Genomic DNA, 21,780 nt, shown 5'->3' with positions numbered 1-21,780 from the left:
TGCGCGCCGCCGCGGCCGGCATCTCGACCGCTGCCGGCCGGACCTCCCCACCCGCACGCGCCACCACCGCCGCCCGATTGGCCGCCTGCAGCGCGCCGACCGCCTCGCCCGGCAGCGCGAGGATCTCCACCCCGCCTTCGACGGCGCGGTTGGACAGCACGATCGCATCCGGACCGAGGGCTTCCTTGAGCGCGCGGAGCGCCTCGCGGGCGGTGGGGGCAAAGTAGCGTTTGACGTTCATGGCGAATCTCCCGGTGGCCGTCGTCGACCACTGCTTGATGAGGATTATCGCGATGCCGGGTCAAGCGCCTGGGGTGGAATAAAGCGGGTTTCCGGGGTCAATTCGGGAGACGGGGAGCGCGCACCGGCGGCAGCGATCTTGGCCCCGCAGCCGTGCCGGGAAGCGCGAGCATTGTCCGCAGGCGCGCCGCGAGTCGCGATCGCGGCGCACGGAATCCGCTCCGACACGGACGAACCGCCTGATCGCGACTCGCGTCGCGCCTGCGGAGGAGACGCCGAACGCAGTGGTTCTTCGTAGGAGCGACGCGAGTCGCGATCGCGGCGCACGGAATCCGCCTCGACACGGACGAACCGCCTGATCGCGACTTGCGTCGCGCCTGCGGAGGAGACTCCGCACGCAGTGGTTCTTCGTAGGAGCGACGCGAGTCGCGATCGCGGCGCACGGAATCCGCTCCAACACGGACGAACCGCCTGATCGCGACTTGCGTCGCTCCCACGGCGACTCCGCAGGCGCGTGGGTGCTCAGCCCTGCGCGCCCACCATCGCGGTGACACGGATGGTGCGGTTCTCCGGCACCTCGCTGTTGGAGACGACCTTCAGCGACGGCACGGCGCGGCGCAGGAAGCGCGACAGCAGCAGGCGCAGTTGCGCGGGCACCAGCAGCACCGGCGGCAAGCCGACATCCTCCTGGCGCTGGGCGATCTGCGCGGTCTGGCGCAGCAAGGTATCGGCCAGGCCCGGTTCGATCGCCCCGCCCTCGCCGCCCGCAGCCATGGCCTGCATCAGGATGCGCTCCAGCCCGGGCTCGAGCGCCATCACCTGGACCTCGGCATTGCCCGGGAACAGGCCCTGCAGGATGGCGCGGCCGAGCGCCTCGCGCACCCGGGTGGTGAGCTGGGCCGGATCCTGCACGCGCGGCGCGTTCTCGGCGAGCACCTCGATGATGCTGCGCATGTCGCGGATGTTGACGCCTTCCTCGAGCAGGTTCTGCAGCACGCGCTGCACGGTGCCGAGCGGCAGCAGCTTGGGCACGAGGTCCTCGACCAGCTTGGGCGATTCCTTGCCGAGGTGGTCGAGCAGGGCCTGGGTCTCCTGGCGGCCGAGCAGCTCGGCGGCGTGGTTGAGGATGACGTGGTTGAGGTGGGTCGCCACCACGGTGCTCGCGTCCACCACGGTGTAGCCGAGCGCGTGCGCCTGCTCGCGCATCGAGGCGTCGATCCACACCGCGGGCAGCCCGAAGGCGGGGTCGGTGGTCTCGCGTCCGGCAAGCGGGCCGGACACGCGCCCCGGGTTGATGGCGAGGAACTGGCCAGGATAGGCATCGCCACTGCCGACCTCGACGCCCTTGAGGGCGAGCCGGTAACCGTTGGGCTTGAGCTCGAGGTTGTCGCGGATGTGCACGGGCGCGGACAGGAAACCGACCTCCTGGGCAAACTTCTTGCGCAGGCCGCGGATGCGCTTGAGCAGCTCGCCGTCCTGGCCCTTGTCGACCATCGGGATCAGCCGGTAGCCGACCTCCAGCCCGAGCACGTCCACCTGCGAGACGTCGTTCCAGCTCGCCTCCAGATTGTCGGCGGCGGGCATCGGCACCTGCGCCGCGGCCTCGGGCGCGGCGGCGGCCGCGGCTTCCTCGGCGATGCGCTTGCGCCGCATCCAGGCCATGCCGCCGAGCGTGGCCGCGAGCAGCAGGAAGACCAGGTTGGGCATGCCCGGAATCAGGCCGAGCACGCCGATGATCGCCGCGGTCAGCACCATGACCTGCGGATTGGAGAACAGCTGGCCGATCACCAGCCCGCCGACATCGCCCTCGTCGCCCACCCGCGACACCACCAGACCGGCCGCGACCGAGACGATCAGCGAGGGGATCTGCGCCACCAGGCCATCGCCGATGGTGAGCAGGGTATAGGTGTGGGCGGCGTCGCCCACCGCCATGTCGTGCTGCATGATGCCGACGAAGAGGCCGCCGATGATGTTGATCGCCAGGATGATGATGCCGGCGACCGCGTCGCCGCGCACGAACTTGGACGCACCGTCCATGGCGCCGTAGAAGTCCGATTCCTGCGCGATCTCCTTGCGCCTGCGCTTGGCCTCCTTCTCGTCGACCAGGCCGGCGTTGAGGTCGGCGTCGATCGCCATCTGCTTGCCCGGCATCGCGTCCAGGGTGAAGCGCGCCGACACCTCGGCGATGCGGCCCGCGCCCTTGGTGATCACCACGAAGTTGATCACGGTGAGGATGATGAACACCACCAGCCCGACCGCGGTGTTGCCGCCAACGAGGAAGTTGCCGAAGGCCTCGATCACCTTGCCGGCGGCATCCGGACCGGCGTGACCCTCTAGCAGCACGATGCGGGTGGAGGCGACGTTGAGCGACAGGCGCAGCAGCGTGGTGACCAGCAGCACGGTGGGAAAAACGGAGAAGTCCAGCGGCCGCGTCGAGTACATCGCCACCAGCATCACCATCACCGAGATCGCGATGTTGAAGGTGAAGAAGACGTCGAGGAGGAAGACCGGCAGCGGCAGCACCATCATCGACAGGATGACGAGGATCAGCAGCGGCGCGGCGAGCGGGCGCAGGTTGGCAGGCGCGAGCAGCTGGCGCAGCTTGAGGGTGTCGTTCAGGGCCATGGTTCAGGCTTCATTCCGCGGGCACGCCGGGATCCATCCCGACGGGCACCGGCAAGGCAGTGGGGGCGGCAGGCGGCAGGCCGCCCTGCTTCATCCAGGCGTCGAGCTGATAGACATAGGCCATCACCTCGGCGACCGCGGTGTACAGCGCGGCCGGGATCGCCTGCTCGAGCTCGCAATGCTTGTATAGCGCGCGCGCAAGCGGCGGCGCCTCGAGCAGCGGGACTTCGCTCTCCTTCGCGATCTCGCGGATCTTGAGGGCGAGCTCTCCCCGCCCCTTGGCGACCACCACCGGCGCGCCCATCTTCGCGGCGTCGTACTTGAGGGCGACGGAGAAATGGGTCGGGTTGGTGACCACCACGTCGGCCTTGGGCACCTCGGCCATCATGCGACGGCGCGCCATCTCGCGCTGCATCGCGCGGATGCGGCCCTTGATCATCGGGTCGCCTTCCTGCTCCTTGCTCTCGCGCTTGACCTCTTCCTTCGTCATGCGCAGCTTCTTGTGGTACTGCCAGAGCTGGAAGGGCACGTCGATCGCGGCGAGCAGGCCGAGGCTGAGTACGATCAGCAGGGTGGCGAAGACGATGGTGGCGGAAAAATCCGCCATGCCGGTCTCGAGGGGCTCGACCATCAGGCTGAACAGGTGCTCGAACTCGTACCACAGCACCAGGGCGGCCACGCCGCCGACCAGTACGGACTTCAGGATGGCCTTGAACATCTCGACCAGCCCGTGCAGCGAGAACATGCGCCCCAGCCCCTGCAGCGGGTCGAGGCGGTCAAACTTGAGCCCGAGCACCTTGGGTGCGAAGACCAGACCGCCGAGCACCATCGGCGCAGCCACTGCGGCGACCATCAGCGCGACGAAGAGCGGCATCAGGGTGAGCAGCGCGCCGCCGAGCATGCGCTCGAGCATGTCGAGCATGACGTTCTCGTCGAAGGCGGCGCGGCGGTCGAAGGCGAAACCGTCGCGGAACAGCCCCATCACCCGCCCCGCCATCCAGCCCCCGAGCAACAGCAAGGTCGCCGCACCGGTCATGGTGACGAGGAAGGTCGACAGCTCCCGCGATTGCGGGACCTGGCCTTCCTCACGCGCCTGTTCCAGCCTGCGTGACGAGGGGTCTTCTGTCTTCTCGAGGTCGCTGTCTTCGGCCACGGCCGGCTCCGTCCGCCGTCGCGCCGCACCGCAGGAATACGGGCGCGCGGCGACGTGTGCGGATTATCGGCCGATGCCGGCAAGGGCCGGACGCAGAAAACGTGGTGGAAAGCGGCGCAATTCGGCGCTTTGTGCGAGCGCCGCCGAGACCGCGCCGATCATCCCGGCCGTGTCCCGGCGCGGGCTTTCGATCCGCCCGGGCGCCCTTCAGCGCGGCGCGGGCAGGCGGTCGATACCGCGCAGCAGCGCACCCGCAGCGATCCCGCGCTCTTCGAACCAGCCGGCGTTCATCTCGAGCGCGAAGCGCGCCGGCGCGGCCGCGCAGTGGTTGACCTCGGTGCGCGGCGCCATGCGCTCGATGTTGAGGATCTTCCCCCTGGCATCGATGAAGGCGACCGAGAGCGGCAGATGCGTGTTGCGCATCCACATGCAGTGCGCCCCCTCCTCCGGAAACACGAACACCATGCCGCGATGCAGCGGCATCGCCACGCGGTGCATCAGCCCGGTCTGGCGTGCCTCTGCGGTATGGGCGACCTCGGCCTCGATGCGGTACATGCCGGCCCCGAGTTCGGCCACCGGCAGGCTGGCGCCCCCCCCCTGCGCCGCGGCGGAGAAGGCGGCCGCGCACAGGACCGAGGCGATCGAGGAACGGAGAACGGAGGAGCGTTTCTTCATCGCGGAACAGGCCCGAAAAAGCATGGAGGCCGCGAGTTTAGCGCGCGCCGAGGAGTAAGGCGCGAGACGTGAGGCGCAAGGAGCGGAACCGCCACAGCCGGGAAGTCCGCGAGCGCCCCCGGACCCACCGCGCCTCGCACCTCACGCCTCACTCCTTACGTCGCCAGCATCTCCTGATGCTTGCCGCCCACGCCGAGGTAGGCATCGATCACGCGCCGGTCGCCGGCGAGCTCGGAGGCGGGGCCCTCCATGGCGATCCCGCCGGTCTCGAGCACGTAGGCGTAGTCGGCCACCTGCAGCGCAGCCCGGGCGTTCTGCTCGACCAGGAGGATGGACACCCCGCGGCTGCGCAGTTGCGTGACGATGCGGAAGATCTCGCGCGTGATCAGCGGCGCCAGCCCCAGGCTGGGCTCGTCGAGCATCAGCAGCTTGGGCTTGGCCATCAGCGCGCGACCGACCGCCAGCATCTGGCGTTCGCCGCCCGAGAGGGTGCCGGCCATCTGCGTGCGACGTTCGCGCAGGCGCGGGAAGAGCGCGAAGATCTCTTCCATGGTCTGCGCGTGGTCGCGCAAGCCCATGCGGTAGCGCTGGAAGGCACCCAGCACGAGATTGTCCTCGACGCTCATCTCGCCGAAAAGCTCGCGCTTCTCCGGGACCAGGTTCATCCCGCTCGCGACCATGGTCTCGACCTCCGGCGCCACCATCGCCACGCTGTCGAACTCGATGCGACCACGCGAGGGCAGCAGCCCCATGATCGCCGACAGCATGGTGGTCTTGCCGGCGCCGTTGGGGCCGATCACGGTGACGATCTGGCCCTCCCCGACCGTGATGCTGGCGTCGGTGAGCGCCTCGACCTTGCCGTAGGAAACGCACAGGCCTTCGACCCGCAGTACCGGGCGATCGCTAAGGTTCTTCGTCGCCATCAGTCTTCTCCTCCGAGATAGGCCGCGAGCACGGCCGGGTCGCGCTGCACGTCCTCCGGCAGGCCCTCGGCGATCTTCTCGCCGAACTCCATCACCACCACGCGATCGACCAGGCCCATCACGAAGTCCATGTCGTGCTCGACCAGCAGCACGCCCATGCCTTCGCCGCGCAGCTTGCGCAGCAGGTCGCCGAGCGCTTCCTTCTCCTTGTAGCGCAAACCGGCGGCAGGCTCGTCGAGCAGCAGCAGGCAGGGGTCGGAGGCGAGCGCACGCGCGATCTCGAGGATGCGCTGCTGGCCGAGCGCGAGGCTGCCGGCCTCGTCGAACATGTGCTCGCCCAGGCCCACGCGCTCGATCTGGCGCGCAGCCTCGGCGAGCAGGCGCGCCTCCTCGGCGCGGTCCATCCGCCACGCCGCCGACAGCACGCCGCTCGTGCCGCGCATGTGGGCGCCGATGGCGACGTTCTCGAGTACGCTCATGGTGGGCAGCAGGCGCACGTGCTGGAAGGTGCGGCTCATGCCCATGCGCGCGATCGCGCGTGAGCCCTTGCCGACCACCGACTCGCCGAGGAAACGGACCTCGCCCGAGGTCGGCGTATCCACGCCCGAAACCTGGTTGAACATCGTGCTCTTGCCCGCGCCGTTGGGACCGATCAGGGCGAGGATCTCGCCCGCCCGCACCTCCAGGCTCATGTTGTTGTTGGCGAGCAGGCCGCCGAAGCGCCGCGTGACCGCCTTGGCCTCGAGCAGCAGGCTGCCGGCGGCCGGCAGCTCGCGCCGCGGTAGCGCCAACGCATCGCGATCGACCGCCCGACGCTGTGCCGCGACCGGGATGAAGCGCTTGAACCCCGACACCAGGATCGGCCACAGCCCGCCGCGTGCCTTGTGCAGCACCAGCACCATCAGCACACCGAAGAAGATCACCTCGAAGTTGCCGCTGGTGCCGAAGAGCTTGGGCAGCAGGTCCTGCAGCCACTGCTTGAGCACGGTGATCACGCCCGCGCCGACGAGCGCGCCCCAGACGTGGGCCGCACCGCCGACGACCGCCATGAACAGATACTCGATGCCGATGTGCAGGCCGAATGGCGTCGGATTCACGAAGCGCTGCATGTGCGCGTACAGCCAGCCCGAGGCGCAAGCGAGCAAGGCGGCGAGGATGAAGATCACCATGCGCGAGCGCGCGGTGTCGACGCCCATCGCCTCGGCCATCACCATGCCGCCCTTGAGTGCGCGAATCGCCCTGCCCTCGCGCGAGTCGAGCAGGTTGCTGGTGGTCAGCACGCCGGCGAGCACGAAGAGCCAGACCAGGTAATACACCTCCTCGCCCTGGCGCAGCTCGTAGCCGAACAGCGAGATCGGCGGGATGCCGGTGAGGCCGGTGTGGCCGCCCAGAAAGCCCATGGTGCCGAACAGGAAGTACAGGCTCAGGCCCCAGGCGATGGTCGCCAGCGGCAGGTAATGCCCGGACAGGCGCAGGGTGAGCTTGCCGATCAGGAAGGCCACCACGACGGTGAGCACCAGCCCGACGAGCAGGGCGAGCCAGGGCGAGCCGCCCGCCCAGGCCAGCCAGCCGGGCAGTTCCGCCGAGGTGGTGAGCAGCGCGGTGGTGTAGGCGCCGAGGCCGACGAAGGCGGCCTGGCCGAAGCTGGTCAGGCCGCCCACACCGGTGAGCAGCACCAGCCCGAGCGCGACCATGGCATACAGGCCGATGTAGTTGAGCAGCGTGACGTAGAAGGCCGACAGCACCAGCGGCGCCACCGCCAGCAGAGCGACGAACGCGGCCATCACCAGGCGCGGAGAGAGCGCGGGTTTCATTCCTCTTCCTCCACGTGGTGGCTGGTCAGGGAGCGCCAGACCAAAACCGGGATGATCAGCGTGAACACCAGGACCTCCTTGTAGGCGCTCGCCCAGAACGAACTGAAGGATTCGAGCAGGCCGACCAGCACCGCGCCGAAGGCTGCGAGCGGATAGCTCGCCAGCCCGCCGATGATCGCGGCGACGAAACCCTTGAGGCCGATCAGGAAGCCGCTGTCGTAGTAGATCGTCGTGATCGGCGAGATCAGCACGCCCGACAGCACGCCGATCAGCGCGGCGAGCAGGAAGGTGAGCTTGCCGGCGAGCGCGGGCGGGATCCCCATCAGGCGGGCGCCGTTGCGGTTGATCGCGGTGGCGCGCAAGGCCTTGCCGTAGATCGTGCGGCCGAAGAACAGCGCGAGCGCGACGATCAGCACGACCGAAGCCGCAATCACCCAGATCGTCTGCCCGCTCACCGTCAGCGGGCCGACCTCGAAGCTCGCATCCGAGAGCGGCGGCGTGCGGTAACCCTCGGCGCCGAAGAACAGCAGGCCCAGGCCCACCATCGCGACGTGGGACGCGACCGAGACGATCAGCAGCACCAGGACCGTGGCCTCGGCGATCGGCTGAAAGACGATGCGGTACATCATCGGTCCGAGCGGCACCACCACCAGCATGGTGAGCAGGATCTGCACCGCGAGGCCGAGTTCGGTTAGCGGCAACAGGCGCAGCAGGGCAAGGACCGCAAGCGGGTAGCCGATATTGACCGCGAAGACGCTCGGCAGCTTGCGCGCCTGCCCGGCACGCAGCGCCCCGAGTCCGTCGAGGGCGGCGACGGCGACCCCGGCACCGAGCAGCAGCCAGGCCGTGGCGGGGAAGACACCGTTACCGATCATCGCAAGCGTGAGCGCGCCGTAGGCGACGAACTCTCCCTGCGGGATGAAGATCACCCGGGTGACAGCGAACACCAGTACCAGCGCGAGCGCTAGCAGCGCATAGATGGCGCCGTTGGTGATGCCGTCCTGACCGAGGATCAGTGCAATCTGAAAATCCATGGACGCGAGCCTCCGCGCGCCCCGGCCGGAAGCCGAAGCGCGATCGAGTGGACCGACTGATGGGAACGGCGCGGCCGCCGGGCCGCAAGCCCGGCGACCGCGCGGGAGCACCGCTTACTGGACGAGCTTCCAGGCGCCCTTCTGGATCTGCACCATCACGCGCGCGCGCTGGTCGAGGCCGAGGTGGTCGTTCGGACCCATCGTGAACACGCCGTGGGCCCCGGGGACCTCCTTCATGTTCTCGAGCGCGTCGCGCAGCGCCGCACGAAACTCGGCGGTGCCGGGCTGGGCCTTCTTGAGCGCCGCGGGAACGGCCGCCTGCAGCATCACGCCGGAATCCCAGGCGTGGGCGCCGAAGGTCGACACGCTGCCCTTGCCGTGCGCCGCCTCGTAGGCCTTGATGTAGGTCATCGCGCTCGCCTTGACCGGGTTGTTGTCGGGCAACTGCTCGGCGACCAGCACCGGACCGGCGGGCAGCAGCGTGCCCTCGCAGTCGGCGCCGCAGACGCGCAGGAAGTCGTTGTTCGCCACACCGTGGGTCTGGTAGACCTTGCCCGACCAGCCGCGCTCCTTGAGCGTCTTCTGCGGCAGCGCCGCCGGCGTGCCCGAGCCCGCGATGAACATGGCGTCGGGCTTGGCCGCCATCATCTTGAGCACCTGCCCGGTAACCGAGGTGTCGGTGCGGGTGAAGCGCTCGTTGGCGACGATCTTGATCCCGCGCGCCTCGGCGACCGACTTGAACTGCTCGTACCAGCCCTCGCCATAGGCGTCGGCGAAACCGATGAAGGCCACGTTCTTGACGTTGTTGCTCGTCATGTGGGAGACGATCGCGGTCGACATGTGGGAGTCGTTCTGCGGCGTCTTGAACACCCAGCGCCGCTTCTCGTCCACCGGCTCGACGATGCGGCTGGAGGCCGCCCACGCGATCATCGGGGTCTGCGATTCGGCGGCGACGTCGATCATGCCGAGCGAGTTGGGCGAGGTGGTCGAACCGAGCACCACGTCGACCTTGTCCTCGGAGACCAGCTTGCGGATGTTCTTGACCGCGCTGGTGGTGTCCGAGGCGTCGTCGAGGACGACGTAGGTGACTTTCTGCCCGGCGATCTCCTTGGGCATCAGCTCGACGGTGTTGCGCTCGGGGATGCCGAGCGAGGCGGCCGGCCCGGTGGCCGAGACGGTGATGCCCACCTTGAGCTGGGCATGGGCGGCGCCCGCCGCAAAGGCAAGACCGAGCGCGACGAACAGCGTCTTCTTCAGTTTCATGGTATCTCCTCCGGTCGTTATGGATTAGGCGACCAGCCTGACCATGACGGGCCGCCCTTCTTGCCACCCGATGAAACCCGATACCTGCAGTTCCACGAAAAGCGCCTCAATGGTAGACGATTCCGGGCCCTGCGGGCGTGATGCATGCTACGCGCAAAGCGGCTTCCCAGGCCGCTTTGCGATGTTTCAGACGTACTGCCCGGCGTCCACCCGGATGACCTCGCCGGTGATCATGCGCGCCATGTCCGAGAGCAGGAAGACGACGGCTGCGGCGATATCGTCCGGGGTGGCGAGCTCGCGCATCACCGACTCCTGCAGCGCGCGCTCGAGCACCTCGGCCGGCAGCGCGCGCGCCATCTCGGTCATCACCATGCCGGGCGCAACCGCGTTGACGGTGATGCCCTTGGGGCCGAGTTCGCGCGCCGCGGTCTTGGTGAGGCCGATCATGCCCGCCTTCGCCGCGGTGTAGTTGGCCTGGCCGAACTTGCCGCGCAGGCCGTTGATCGAGGTGATGTTGACGACCCGGCCGCGGCCGGCCGCGATCATGCCCGGCGCGCAGGCGCGCAGCATGTGGAATGCGCCGCTCAGGTTGACGTCGAGCACCGAGCGCCATTCCTCGTCGCTCATCTTGAGCAGGCTGCGGTCGCGCGTGATGCCGGCGTTGTTGACCAGCAACGTCGCCGGCTCGGGCAGCTGCGCCACCGCGTCGGCCACCGACTGCGCGTCGGCCACATTCACCCGATGCAGCACGCCCGCCGACTCGTTGCTGTCGGTCATGTCGAAGACATGCACGCGCGCGCCGGAGGCGACCAACGCGTCGGTGATCGTGCGTCCGATCCCGCGCGCGCCGCCGGTGACGATCGCCACCTTCCCAGCCAGTTCTCCGCTAAAACCCATGAGCCGCTTCCCCTCTGGATGTGCATATGCCCGGAGCCCGCTTGCGCGGACCCCGGGCCGGTTGATGCCGAGCGCTCAGACGAGCGGGCGCGACAGCGAGAGCTGCTGGCCGGGACGGAAGCCGCAGCGGTCGAGGAAGCGCAGCAGGTCGAAGCGGTTCCACTCGACCTCGGTGCGCACCGACTCGACGTGCAGCGAGGTCAGGTTGGCGAGCAGCTGCGACACCAGCGCACGGCCGACGTGCTTGCCGCTGGCCGCCGCATCGACGCCGATGGTGTCGATCACGGCAGCAGTGGCCGCGCGGCCGAACTCGCCGAAGTCGACCCGCGCCATCAGGAAGCCGGCGACCATGCCGTCCTGCTCGGCGACGACCGAGACGCGGACGCCGGACTCGCCGAGGGCCTCGTCGAACTTGCGCCGGTAGTAGGCGCTGCGGTCGTGGCCTGTGGTGCGGCGGTCGATGCGCACGACGGCGTCGAAGTCGGCCGCGGTCAGCGAGCGCACCGGGATGCGGTCGCGCGACAAGGCTTCGGCGTCATCCTGGCTGGCGTCGCTGTAGTCGGGCTCGGTGTTGAACTGGTCCAGCAGTTGCTTGGTGGTGGGATGCGGACGCGTGGTCATCGCTGATCTCCAGGTTGTCGTTTCCGGACGTGAACTCAGAAGTTCACGTATTCGGTCGGGCGCTCGAGCACCAGCCGCGGCGACAGGCGGAAGCCGGCCGCGGAGAAGAACTCGACCAGACCGGGACGATCCCATTGCGCCTGGGTGCGCATCTCGCTGGCGCCGCGTTCGCGCGCGCTGCGGTCGAACTCGCCGACCAGCTTGCGGGCGAGGCCCTGGCGCTGGGCCGCGGGGTCGATCGCCACGGCGTCGAGCACCGCGACGCGTTCCAGGCCGCCGAATTCGCCGTCGAGCAGGTGGCCCAGCAGGAAACCGGCGACCTCGCCGCCACGCTCGGCCACGCAGGAGAAGAATCCCGTGGGGCTCTGCTGCTCGGCCTGGAGGCGGCGCTCGAAGAAGCCGGCGCGGCTCTCGCCGCCATTGGTCGCGTCGAGGCGGGTGACCGCCGCCAGGTCGCCGGCGGCCAGCGGCCGCAGCTTGATTTCGGTATTCGCAGTCATTGCGTCTCCCTGAGATGACTGGGGCGGAGGGCCGCCATCGGCCCCCTCCGCCGGTGGATCAGTGCAGGCTGTCGTACTTGGCCTGCAGTTCGTCCTGCGATTCGCGGTAGTCCGGGTGATCCTTGATGCAGTCGGCCGGGCAGACGAGCTTGCACTGCGGCTCGTCGAAGGCACCGACGCACTCGGAGCACTTGCCCGGATCGATCACGTAGATCGGGTTGCCGGCGGTGATCGCCTCGTTCGGGCACTCCTCGACACAGGCATCGCACGCGGTGCAGTCGTCATTGATGAGCAGGGCCATGATGGCTTCCTCCTGTAGGCTGGTTTCAGGCCGCGGCGGCGAGCTGCTGCCCGCCCAGGCGCGCGAGTTTCTCGTGGCGGAAGGCACCCCACAGGGCCGCGCCGATCGCACCGGCGAAGGGCGAGTCCGGGTGGTTGAACGCAGTCACGTTCATCTTCTGCTCCTTGACCGACTCGTTGAGGGTGTTGAGCAGGCCCTCGTCGAGCGCCAGGCCGCCGGTGCAGAGCACCACGCCCTCGCGCGCGCCGATCGACTTGAGCAGCTTGGCCAGGCGACCGGCCATCGAGATGTGGATGCCCTTCAGGATGTTGGGCGCCGTGATGCCGCGCGACACCATGTTGATGACGTCGGTCTCGGCCAGCACCGCGCAGATGCTCGACACCACCTCGGGGTTGTCGGCCTGGTTCGACAGCGAGCCGATCTCGTCCTGGGCGATGCCGAGGTAGCGCGCGATGTTCTCGAGGAACTGCCCCGAGCCCGAGGCGCACTGGCTGGTCATCTTGTAGGTCTCGACCTTGCCGCGCTCGTCGTTGCGGATCGCCCGCCCGTGCAACGCGCCGATGTCGAGCACCGCGCGCGCTTCCGGGTTGAGGTAGACCGCGCCACGCGCATGGGTCGTCATGGAGTAGAAGTGGCCGGTGTGGAAGTGGAGGCTCTCGCCCTCGCCGGTGGTGGCGACGTAATCCACGTCGGACGCCTTGAGGCCGGCCTCCTCGAGGAGCGCGTGGTAGGCCTCCTCGGCGAGCTTGAAGGGATCGCGCTGACGGATGCGGTCGTTGCGCTTGCCCAGCCACTCGGTCTTGTCGCCCTCGACGCGGAAGAGGACGGTCTTGACGGCGCCGGTGCCGATGTCGATGCCTGCGGTGATGGTCATTTTCAAGCCTCCACGACGGCGCGACGGGCGAATTCGGAAGCCCCAAGCGCACCGGTATAGATCGAATCGGGGTCGATGTTGATCTTCACCTCCCCGTAGTTTTCCTTGACGAGCTGGCGCAACTCCTTGACTGCGGCCTCGTTCTTGGCCACGCCGCCGGTGAAGGTGAACTCGTCGGTGATGCCGCCCGAGCGCGAGATGATCGACATCGCGCGCAGCATGATGGCGCGGTGCAGGCCGGCGAGGATGTCCTCGCGCTTGTCGCCCAGCGCCAGGCGGTCGCGCAGCTCGGCGCCGGCGAACACGGTGCAGGTCGAGTTGATGCGGATCGACTTGGTCGCCTTCATCGCGAGCGGGCCGAGTTCGTGCAGGCCCATGTTCATCTCGTCGGCGACGTAGCCCAGATAGCGGCCGGTGCCGGCGGCACAGCGGTCGTTCATCTGGAAGTTCACCACGATGCCCTTCTCGTCGATCTGGATGCCCTTGGTGTCCTGGCCGCCGATGTCGAGCACCGTGCGGGTCTTCGGATACATCAGGTGGGCGCCCAGGCCGTGGCAGAGGATCTCGGAGCGGATGTGCTCCTTCGGGAAGGGCAGGCGGACGCGGCCGTAGCCGGTGCCGACCACATAGCGCTCGACCATGTCCACATCGAGCGCCGCATCGATCGGCGCGCCGAGCGCGGCGGTGTCGAGGGCGCTGGACATCTCCCCACGAACCCGCTCCATCGCGGTGCGGAACTTGCGGTTCATGTCACCCGAAGGCGGACGGTTCTCGACCTCGATGATCGACTTGTCGTACATGTGCAGCAGGGTGTCGAAGGGGATCCCGGCATCGCGCGCCACTTCCTCACCGATCTGCATGAAGCGCGAACCGGCCAGATCGCGGAAGAAGTCCGATTTGCGCTGCGCCGTGGGTGCGAACAGCTTGTCGGCTTCTTCCTCGCGCAGGCGGCGGAAGACTTCGGTCAGCGCACCGACGATCACTTTTTCCTTGCCGGCGAAGCGCGGGCCTTCGACGTTGGCGATGCAGGTCTGCTCGAGGTCGCCGAGCTGCTCGACGAACTGCTCGCGGCGGAAGTTGCGCGTCAGGCCGGCGAGGATCTCGTCTACCCGACCGGCGACGGCCGGCACCTTCTCGAGCTCGCGACGGATCAGGCTCAGGCGCGCATCGATGAACGCCTCGAGCTTGGAGACGCGTGCGGCGGTGTCATAGTTCGAGCGCGAGTTGGTGATGCCGCGACCGAGCACCTGCCCCTTGTCGTCCATGACGACCGCCTTGGTCGTGGTGGACCCCAGATCAATTCCGACGAAACATTCCATGGTTCGCTCCTTACGCGGCTGCCAGCGACGCGCCGCTGCGTTTCTGATCGACCATCTGGAAGTAGCTTTCCAGACGGTTCTTGACGTTTGCGTGGGAGAAGTAGCGCGGATCGACGAGGTCGGTCTCGATGAACGCCGCCGGCTTGCCGGTCCGCTTCTCGATCTCGCGCATCATCAGCAGCTGACCCGCCGAGAAGCTGTTGCAGCTCTTGATCGAGTTGATCAGCAGGCCATCGGCCTGGTAGTCGTTCATGTACTTCTCGAGCAGTTCGACGCGCTGCGGCAGGTTGTTGTTGGTGTAGCAACCCAGGCAGTAGTCGGCCAGCGTGCCCAGCGGATCGTTCGGGTCGTGACGGAAGCCCTGGTCGTAGAGGCCGCCCACCTTGGTGTAGGAGCTCGCCACCACCACCGCGCCCTCGTCGTAGAAGAGCTTCCAGAACTCGCGGAAGCTGGTCCAGTTCGGCGGACCCTCGACGACCAGGCGGTACTTCTCTTCCTTCATGTCGCCTTCGGGCGTGATCGGGCCCTTGCCCTCGCGGATGCGCTGCTCGATCTCCTTGCGCACCAGGTCGTAGTACTCGACCGCGTCGGTGGTGCCGCGGAAGGCGGTGAACATCGGGCCGATGTAGTACACGCCGCCGAAGTAGGCATCGATCGGCGAGGGACGGTTCTTCGCGCTCTCCAGCACCCAGACCAGGTTGTCCTCGGCCTTGGCCGAGTTCTTCAGGTATTCGCGCAGGCGGTCGATGTCGAACTTGACGCCCGAGACCTTCTCGAACATCGGGATGACTTCTTCCTTGAGCTGCTTGACCACGAAGTCACGCATGTTCTTGGTGATCTTGCCGTCGCCCTGATACGGGATCTGCAGCATCACCGTCGGACACTTGTACTCGTGGCGCAGCAGCTCGAACCACTTCATGAAGGTGAAGCAGCCGGTGTAGGACAGCAGCAGCATGTCCGGCGCGGGCATCGGCTTGCCGTTGGGCGCGATGTTGCCGCGGCCCATCATGCCGATGTCGGCCTTGACGTAGGTGCACACGTCCTCGGAGTGGCCCGCCTTCTCGGCGTCCATGATCATGCCGCCGGAAACCTTGCGCATGCCGTTCTGGATGGCGTTGGTCTCGGGCAGGTTGTTGACCATGTCGAAGCACATGATCAGCTCGTTCAGGTTGCCCGGGACGAAGGTCGACACGACCTTCTCGCCCGACTCCTTGGTGCCGGTGAGACGATCGTAGTTGCCGGCGATCATCTCCTTCTGCTTCACCATCGAGGGTTCTTTGATGACTTCGGGGGAGGTGGCTGCGCTCATGATTAGCTCCAGAGTTTGATGGAGTCGGCGAAGGTGCCGGCCTGCTCGCGGATCGGCTGCATCTGGCCCGAGTTTTCCGCGTACTTGAACGAGATGTAGGGGACGTTGTGCTCGGAGCAGCGGTCGGCCAGCATCGGCCGCTCGAGCAGGGCCGGGTCGCAGAAGCTGGGCGCGGCGAAGATGACACCCTCCGCGGCGTTGCTGCGAACCTGCTCGAGCAGGTACTTGCCCTTGTCCTCTTCCTTGTCGTCGTACTTCGCGGCGGTGGCGATCGACTCGTGCAGGAAGGCGAGCGACAGGTTCTGCATCGGATCACCGCCGGTCGAGACCGGATTGCGCAGCCAGCGATGCACGATCATGTAGTCGTCATCGACGATGTAGCAGCCGGCGAGCTCGATCGACTTGATCAGGTTGAGCGGCGGCTGCTCGCAGAACGAGCCGTTGATGACCACGCGGCAGTTGTCGCGCTTGGATGCCTTCACATTCTCGGCTGCGGCGAGGTATTCGCTCAGCATCTGGTTGTGCTCTTCCACCGGCAGCACGAGGCCGGCGCGCATCAGCAGATAGACTTCGGACGAGGGCACCTTCCACGGCTCGCGGGAACGCATGCCGTACACCGCCTGCACCAGCCTGCGGTTCTCGTTGTAGACCGCGATCGAGGCACGCAGCGCGTCGTCGGTGATCTTGCGCCCGGAGAGGTGCTCGAGGCCTTCACGCAGTTCGTTCAGCTCGTTGGTGTAGTAGCTGCCACCGACGTCGTCGCGATAGTTCTGCGGCACGTCGAAGTAGCGCACGTACTTGCCCGGGAACAGCAGCTTCCACATGCCGGACAGGTTGCGGATCACGTCGCAGATGCTGGGAAACAGCATGCCGTCGACGAAATCCATGCGCTTGGACAGCCCCAGCTCGATGGTCGAGCGTGGGATGCGACAGATGTAGCTCTGGTAGTAGGCGTCGCCGTGGATCACCTCCAGGCCGTCGCCTCCGCCCATGATGCCGAGCGGGAGCATGCCCGCGGCGTGGATGATCTCGCGCGGCACATACACCGGCATGTAGGCGATTACCTTGCGCGAGGGGTCGGCCTCCTTCCACTTCCTTGCGGCGGTGAAATCGAGGTCTTCGTAGAGCGCTTCACAGCGCGCGATGATGTCTGCCGTACTCATGGTCAACGGTTCTCCCAGTTTGCAGAACGCTTCTCAAGAAAGGCCCGTAGACCTTCCACCGCATCGTGGCTGGCCATCAGCTCCTCGAGATACATGGCCTCCACGGTTTCCAGTTTTTGCTTGATCGCCGGCACCCGGTCGCAGCGTGCGGCCCGAACCGCGAAACGCAGCGAGCTGGCGCTCAGCGCAGCAAGATGTTCGTCGTACCACTTCAGCGCGGCCGCCTCGGGGTCGTCGGCGAGCACGTCGGCCAGCCCGATCCGGTGCGCCTCGGCGCCGTCGATGCTGCGCCCCGAGAACAGCAGCTCCTCGGCACGCGATTGCCCGACGCGCGGCGGCAGCAGGCAGGAGGCCGCAGGCGCGAACACGCCGAGGCGGATCTCCGGCTGCCCCAGGCGCGCATCCGGCGCCACGAAGAGCAGGTTGCCCGCCGCCGCCACCTCGAGCCCGCCGCCGAGGCACTGGCCGCGGATCGCGACCAGGATCGGCACCGGGCTGTCGAGCATCTGCCGCACCAGCGCATGCAGGGTCTTCAGCATCTGCGCGCACTGCTCGGGCATGTGCTCGTCCACACTGGCGCCGAAGCTGAAGTGCGGGCCCTCGGCATCGAGCAGCACCGCGCGCAGCGCGGGCGAACCGAGGTGGGCGCCGAGCGCCTGCTGCAGCGCGCCGATCATCGCGGCATCGACGATGTTCGCCTTGGGCCGCGCCAGGCGCAGGCGGAGCAGGCCGCCGTCGCGCTCCAGCCAGGCCTTGAGCGGGTTGATCGCCTCGCCCATCACTTCGCCCCCGGCATCAGGCTTTCGATCAGCTCGGGCGTCCAGGGCGTGCCGACGGCGAGCGCCTGGCGGAGGTCGGTGAACTCGATCTCGCGGCCGGTCTCCTTGGTACCCTCGTTGAAGGCGCGGAAGCCGGTGCGGGCCTCGTTCATCATGTTGAGCGCGAGCCAGGCGCGGCTGTTCTCCTTGTTGCGGTTCCAGGCATCGAGCTTGGGCTTGCGCAGCTCCTCGAAGCTCTTGGTCAGGCACTCGGGGAAGGTGGAGATCAGCTTGGCACACAGCTTCTCGACCGCCTCGTCGAGCAGGGAAAGGTCGATCTCGCCGCGCTTGAGCAGCTCCTTGCCGGCGGCCAGTTCGTCGCCGGTCTTGAACTCGCCGTGGATGATGCGGCCGAACTCGTCGAGGTAGCGGTCGGTGATGACCAGCGGGTTGGCGACGAACTTGCCATCGATCTTGAGCGCGGGGACGATCTGCGAGGAAATGCCGAGGCGGTAGGCCTTGTGCGCCGAGAACGGCTCGCACAGGGTGCCGGACACCATCGCCTGCTCGCAGCCGATCATCACCGGCAGGAAGTCGGTCGCACCGCCGATCGCGGCCGAGCCGTGCTTGGGGCCGGCCTGGCCGAAGTTGGCCAGGTCCTGGGCGACGGTGAAGTCCGCCGCCATGCCGATCTCCTGGCCGCCACCGATGCGCATGCCATTGACGCGGCACACCACCGGCTTGTCGCAGCCCAGGATCGCCGACACCATGTCGTTGAAAAGACGCATGTACTGGCGGTATTCCTGCGGGTTGCCGGCGTAGTACTCGGCGTATTCCTTGGTGTTGCCGCCGGTGCAGAAGGCCTTGTCGCCGACCGCGGTGAACACCACCGTGGCGACGTCGCGGGCGCAGGACGCGGCACGGAAGGCAAGGATCAGGCCCTTCACCATGTCGGTGGTGTAGGAGTTGTACTGCTTGGGGTTGTCCAGCCAGATCCAGGCGTTGTACAGGCCCGGCACCACCTCGCCCTGGAGATTGCGCGCGGGGCGCTTCTCGTAGATCACGCCCGGCACCACCGTCTCGGGCACCAGGTTATGGTCGACCAAGTGCTTGGGCGCAGTCTGATCGATCACGCGTTGCGTCGTTTCTTTCATCTCGTATGGCTCCTCTGTCTGCTCTCTTGTCGGATTGGTAGGGGGTGCGGGATCAGGGGGTCAGGATCGCGCGGCGGCTGAGCTTGTGCGCGTGAGCCGCCTCGAAGACCTCGTTGATCTGCGCGAGCGGGTGGCGCTCGACGAAATTGGCGAGGTTGATGCGGCCGTCGAGCACCAGGTCGAGCGCGGCCGGGTAGTACTCGGGCAGGCAGCCCCAGTTGCCGAGCGCGCGGGCATGGAAGGCCATCAGGTTGGAGAGGCGAACCTCGACCTTGTCCATCGTGAAGCCGACCACCGCGAGCGTCGCGCCGTGATTGATCAGGCTATAGGCGTTGGTCTGGCCGGCACCGCTGCCCGAGCATTCGAAGATCTTCCAGCGCGTGGTGCGCAGGCCGTTGGCCTTGGCGTGCGCCTCGATCGCCTTCTTGAGGTCGCGTCCGGTCACCTCGCGCGCATTGAGCGTCAGCGCCGCACCGTACTTCGACATCAATTCGAGCTTGGCCGGATCGACGTCGATCGCCACCACGCTCGCACCGAAGGCGTTGGCGATCTGCACCGCGTAGCCGCCGACGCCGCCCACCCCGATCACGATCGCGACGTCGCCAGGCTCGACTCCGGCCTGCGTGACCGCCTGGTAGGGCGTGGTGACCGCGTCGGCCACCACCGACACGTCGGCGAGTTGCAGTCCGGCGGCGGCGAGGCGCTTCTCATCGACCGCGCACAGGCCGCGCGCCGGCACCACGATATGGGAGGCGAAGCCGCCCTGGATGTCGTTCCCGGGCATCACCTGGGCGCGGCAGATGGTGCCGTGTCCCGACGTGCAGAGCTCGCAGGTCCCGCACGGCATCACCGCCGGCACGACCACCGCGCGGCCGACCCACTGCCCCGCCGCGCTGCCCGCGCCCACCACCCGGCCGCTGATCTCGTGGCCGAGCGCGAGCGGCAGCGGCTGGTTGGTGCGCACGCCGTCGTAGTAGTAGCCGAGATCGGTGTGGCAGACGCCGCAGCCGGCGACCTCGACCACCACCTGGTCGGCGGCCAGCTCGCCGATCTCGAACTCGGTGCGGACCATCGGCCGACCCGGCTCCACCATCATCCAGCGATACGGTTTGGTGCTCATCTACCCACTCCTTCCGTTTACGTTCGCGTCAACTTTGATCGATCTGATTGGCGACTGGATCGACTGCTTCCTGCCGCCGCGTTGGATGCAAAGTTAAATCAGGCCGGCAGGAGGGCAGTTGACCAAAGTCAACAGATTGACGTTTGCGTCAACGTAAACTTCGACACATCGGAGGTGAGCGCTGCGAAGGCGGCGCTGCAACCCAACCAGCCTCCGGTCGGCGCCGTGCCCGCTTCACCCGAGGGGGACGCGCGCATGGGCCCTGAACAGGACCGCGCCGGCACCCGCCGGTCGAAGGTCGAACATTGGAGAACGAGGATGACAGCCCGATCGGTATCGATAACATTCGCCGGCAGCGGCGGCGCGGGGGTGATGACCGCAGGCAACATGCTGCTCGACGCCGCCGGCCGTGCCGGCTGGTATGCCTACATGACCCGCTCGTCGGGCGCGCAGATCCGCGGCGGCGAGGCCGCCGCGATGATGCGTCTGTCTACGTCGCCGGTGCAGTCGCACGACGATCAATATGATCTGCTGGTCGCCATCGACTGGGAGAACGTCGGGCGCTTCTCCGCCGAGATCCCGATGACCGCCGATAGCCTGGTCGTCGGCGATCCCGACGGCGGCGAATTCCCCGAGGCCATCCGCGCCAAGGGCACGCGGTCGGCAGACATCCCGTTCAAGAAGATGGCCAAGACGATCGAGGGCGGGCGCCCCAACATGATCGCCCTGGGCGCGGTCGCCGGCCTCGTCGGCCTTCCCGAGGACGCCGTGCTCGGTGTGGTCCGCGACTCGCTCGCCAAGAAGGGAGAGGCCGCGCGCACCGCCAGCGAGGCATCGGTGCGTGCAGGCATGGCCTTCGCGGCCGACCTGCCGCCCTGCCCCCGCCTGGCCACCGCCCAGGGCCAGAGCGAGCGCCTGTGGAGCATCACCGGCAACGAGGCCGCCGGTCTCGGCGCGGTGCGCGGCGGCATCCGCTTCGTCGCCGCCTATCCGATCACCCCGGGCACCGAGGTGCTGGAGTGGCTCGCACCCAACCTCGCCAAGCTCGGCGGCGTGCTGGTGCAGGCCGAGGACGAGCTCGCCTCGATCAACCAGATCATCGGCGCTTCCTACGCCGGCGTGCCCTCGCTGACCGCCACCTCCGGCCCCGGCCTGGCGCTGATGACCGAATCGCTCGGCCTCGCGGTCGCCTCGGAGACCCCGATCACCGTGGTCAACGTGATGCGCGGCGGCCCCTCCACCGGCATCCCGGTGAAATCCGAGCAGAGCGACCTCAACATCGCGCTCTACGGCCTGCACGGCGACGCCCCGCACCTGGTGGTGGCGCCCAACTCGCTCGCCGACTGCGCCTTCGCCACGCAGTGGGCGGTCCATCTCGCCGATACCCTGCAGACCGCCGCGATCGTGCTCTCCGACCAGTCCCTCGGCCAGAGCCGGGCGACGATCTCGCCGCCCGCCGATCCCGGCTTGCGCGCGGTCCGCCTGATGCCCGAGGGCGAGGCGGCCGAACGCTACCGCCGCTACACCAACACCGCGTCGGGCGTCTCGCCGATGGCCGTACCCGGCATGAAGGGCTACCAGTACACCGCCGACGGCCTCGAGCACAACGAGTTCGGCACGCCGTCCAGCGGCGCGGCCGACCACAGCGCCCAGCTCGACAAGCGTCTGCGCAAGCTCGCCCTGCACGACTACGGCACGCACTGGGCCGACATCGAGGGCGACGGCGACATCGCCGTGCTGACCTGGGGGTCCACCACCGGGCCGGTGCGCGAGGCGCTCGAGCGCTTCCGCGCCAGCGGCGGGCGTGCCCGCCTGGTGTCGATCCGCCTGATCTCGCCGGTGCGTCCGGAGCAGCTCGCCGCCGCGCTCGCGGGCGTGGCGCGCGTGCTCGTGGTCGAGCAGAGCCATGGCGCCCAGTTCCACCGCTACCTGCGCGCCCACTACGACCTCCCGGGGAGCGTGCGCGCCTTCCACCGGCCCGGCCCGCTGCCGATCCGTCCGAACGAAATCTTCCGCCAACTGGCCGACTGGAGCTGA

Annotated in this window: 19 protein-coding genes and 1 pseudogene; 1 reads left to right on the top strand and 19 read right to left on the bottom strand. The window is 67.9% G+C overall.

Translation table 11 applies throughout. The annotated features are described in order from the left end of the window. The 19 genes and pseudogenes from flhF to had all read right to left on the bottom strand — a co-directional run. A pseudogene (flhF, locus tag C665_RS06260) lies at window positions 1-241 on the bottom strand (flagellar biosynthesis protein FlhF); the annotation flags it as partial. A 521-nt stretch (window positions 242-762) separates the two neighbouring features. Next, window positions 763-2,865, bottom strand: a complete 2,103-nt coding sequence (flhA, locus tag C665_RS06255) for a flagellar biosynthesis protein FlhA (RefSeq protein ID WP_004303043.1) — start codon at window positions 2,863-2,865, stop codon at window positions 763-765. 10 nt (window positions 2,866-2,875) lie between these two features. Continuing rightward, complete coding sequence (gene flhB / locus C665_RS06250) at window positions 2,876-4,018, bottom strand: flagellar biosynthesis protein FlhB (RefSeq protein WP_004303041.1); 1,143 nt, start codon at window positions 4,016-4,018, stop codon at window positions 2,876-2,878. 207 nt (window positions 4,019-4,225) lie between these two features. Beyond that, on the bottom strand, window positions 4,226-4,693 hold the full coding sequence (locus tag C665_RS06245; protein WP_040828669.1) for a DUF192 domain-containing protein: 468 nt from the start codon (window positions 4,691-4,693) through the stop codon (window positions 4,226-4,228). 155 nt (window positions 4,694-4,848) lie between these two features. Next, window positions 4,849-5,616, bottom strand: coding sequence for an ABC transporter ATP-binding protein (locus tag C665_RS06240; protein ID WP_004303038.1), 768 nt, complete (start codon window positions 5,614-5,616; stop codon window positions 4,849-4,851). Continuing rightward, entirely contained in the window at window positions 5,616-7,430 is a 1,815-nt protein-coding gene (locus C665_RS06235) for a branched-chain amino acid ABC transporter ATP-binding protein/permease (protein WP_004303036.1), read from the bottom strand. The genes C665_RS06240 and C665_RS06235 overlap by 1 nt, the downstream gene beginning before the upstream one ends. Further along, entirely contained in the window at window positions 7,427-8,464 is a 1,038-nt protein-coding gene (locus tag C665_RS06230) for a branched-chain amino acid ABC transporter permease (protein ID WP_004303035.1), read from the bottom strand. Before C665_RS06230 ends, C665_RS06235 begins: the two co-directional genes overlap by 4 nt. Before the next feature lie 114 nt (window positions 8,465-8,578). After that, a complete protein-coding gene (locus C665_RS06225) occupies window positions 8,579-9,727 on the bottom strand; it encodes an ABC transporter substrate-binding protein (protein ID WP_004303034.1) in 1,149 nt (382 codons plus the stop codon). A gap of 186 nt (window positions 9,728-9,913) precedes the next feature. Further along, entirely contained in the window at window positions 9,914-10,624 is a 711-nt protein-coding gene (fabG, locus tag C665_RS06220; RefSeq protein ID WP_012585753.1) for a 3-oxoacyl-ACP reductase FabG, read from the bottom strand. A gap of 75 nt (window positions 10,625-10,699) precedes the next feature. Further along, window positions 10,700-11,245 carry a GNAT family N-acetyltransferase gene (locus C665_RS06215; protein WP_004303032.1) on the bottom strand — a complete coding sequence of 182 codons (546 nt, stop codon included), beginning with the start codon at window positions 11,243-11,245 and terminating at the stop codon, window positions 10,700-10,702. Between the two features lie 35 nt (window positions 11,246-11,280). Beyond that, entirely contained in the window at window positions 11,281-11,745 is a 465-nt protein-coding gene (locus C665_RS06210) for a GNAT family N-acetyltransferase (protein WP_004303031.1), read from the bottom strand. Window positions 11,746-11,803: 58 nt separating this feature from the next. Beyond that, window positions 11,804-12,046: a YfhL family 4Fe-4S dicluster ferredoxin gene (locus tag C665_RS06205; RefSeq protein ID WP_004303030.1), complete on the bottom strand. Its 243-nt coding sequence runs from the start codon at window positions 12,044-12,046 to the stop codon at window positions 11,804-11,806. A gap of 25 nt (window positions 12,047-12,071) precedes the next feature. Then, complete coding sequence (bcrD, locus tag C665_RS06200; RefSeq protein ID WP_004303029.1) at window positions 12,072-12,920, bottom strand: benzoyl-CoA reductase subunit D; 849 nt, start codon at window positions 12,918-12,920, stop codon at window positions 12,072-12,074. Window positions 12,921-12,922: 2 nt separating this feature from the next. Next, entirely contained in the window at window positions 12,923-14,239 is a 1,317-nt protein-coding gene (gene bcrA / locus C665_RS06195) for a benzoyl-CoA reductase subunit A (protein WP_004303028.1), read from the bottom strand. 10 nt (window positions 14,240-14,249) lie between these two features. Beyond that, window positions 14,250-15,548, bottom strand: coding sequence for a benzoyl-CoA reductase subunit B (gene bcrB / locus C665_RS06190; protein ID WP_004303027.1), 1,299 nt, complete (start codon window positions 15,546-15,548; stop codon window positions 14,250-14,252). 2 nt (window positions 15,549-15,550) lie between these two features. After that, window positions 15,551-16,711 (bottom strand): benzoyl-CoA reductase subunit C, encoded by a 1,161-nt coding sequence (gene bcrC / locus C665_RS06185; protein WP_004303026.1) that lies wholly within the window; start codon window positions 16,709-16,711, stop codon window positions 15,551-15,553. Between the two features lie 2 nt (window positions 16,712-16,713). After that, window positions 16,714-17,490 carry a cyclohexa-1,5-dienecarbonyl-CoA hydratase gene (locus C665_RS06180; protein WP_004303025.1) on the bottom strand — a complete coding sequence of 259 codons (777 nt, stop codon included), beginning with the start codon at window positions 17,488-17,490 and terminating at the stop codon, window positions 16,714-16,716. Then, window positions 17,490-18,623, bottom strand: a complete 1,134-nt coding sequence (oah, locus tag C665_RS06175) for a 6-oxocyclohex-1-ene-1-carbonyl-CoA hydratase (protein ID WP_004303024.1) — start codon at window positions 18,621-18,623, stop codon at window positions 17,490-17,492. The genes C665_RS06180 and oah overlap by 1 nt, the downstream gene beginning before the upstream one ends. 52 nt (window positions 18,624-18,675) lie before the next feature. After that, a complete protein-coding gene (gene had / locus C665_RS06170; RefSeq protein WP_004303023.1) occupies window positions 18,676-19,743 on the bottom strand; it encodes a 6-hydroxycyclohex-1-ene-1-carbonyl-CoA dehydrogenase in 1,068 nt (355 codons plus the stop codon). Window positions 19,744-20,061: 318 nt separating this feature from the next. Here had and C665_RS06165 point away from each other — a divergent pair, with 318 nt between their 5' ends. Further along, complete coding sequence (locus C665_RS06165; protein WP_012585756.1) at window positions 20,062-21,780, top strand: 2-oxoacid:acceptor oxidoreductase subunit alpha; 1,719 nt, start codon at window positions 20,062-20,064, stop codon at window positions 21,778-21,780.

It is taken from the genome of Thauera aminoaromatica S2, from assembly GCF_000310185.1.
GTDB classification, from domain to species: domain Bacteria; phylum Pseudomonadota; class Gammaproteobacteria; order Burkholderiales; family Rhodocyclaceae; genus Thauera; species Thauera aminoaromatica.
This window is presented reverse-complemented; position numbering and strand designations above follow the sequence as displayed.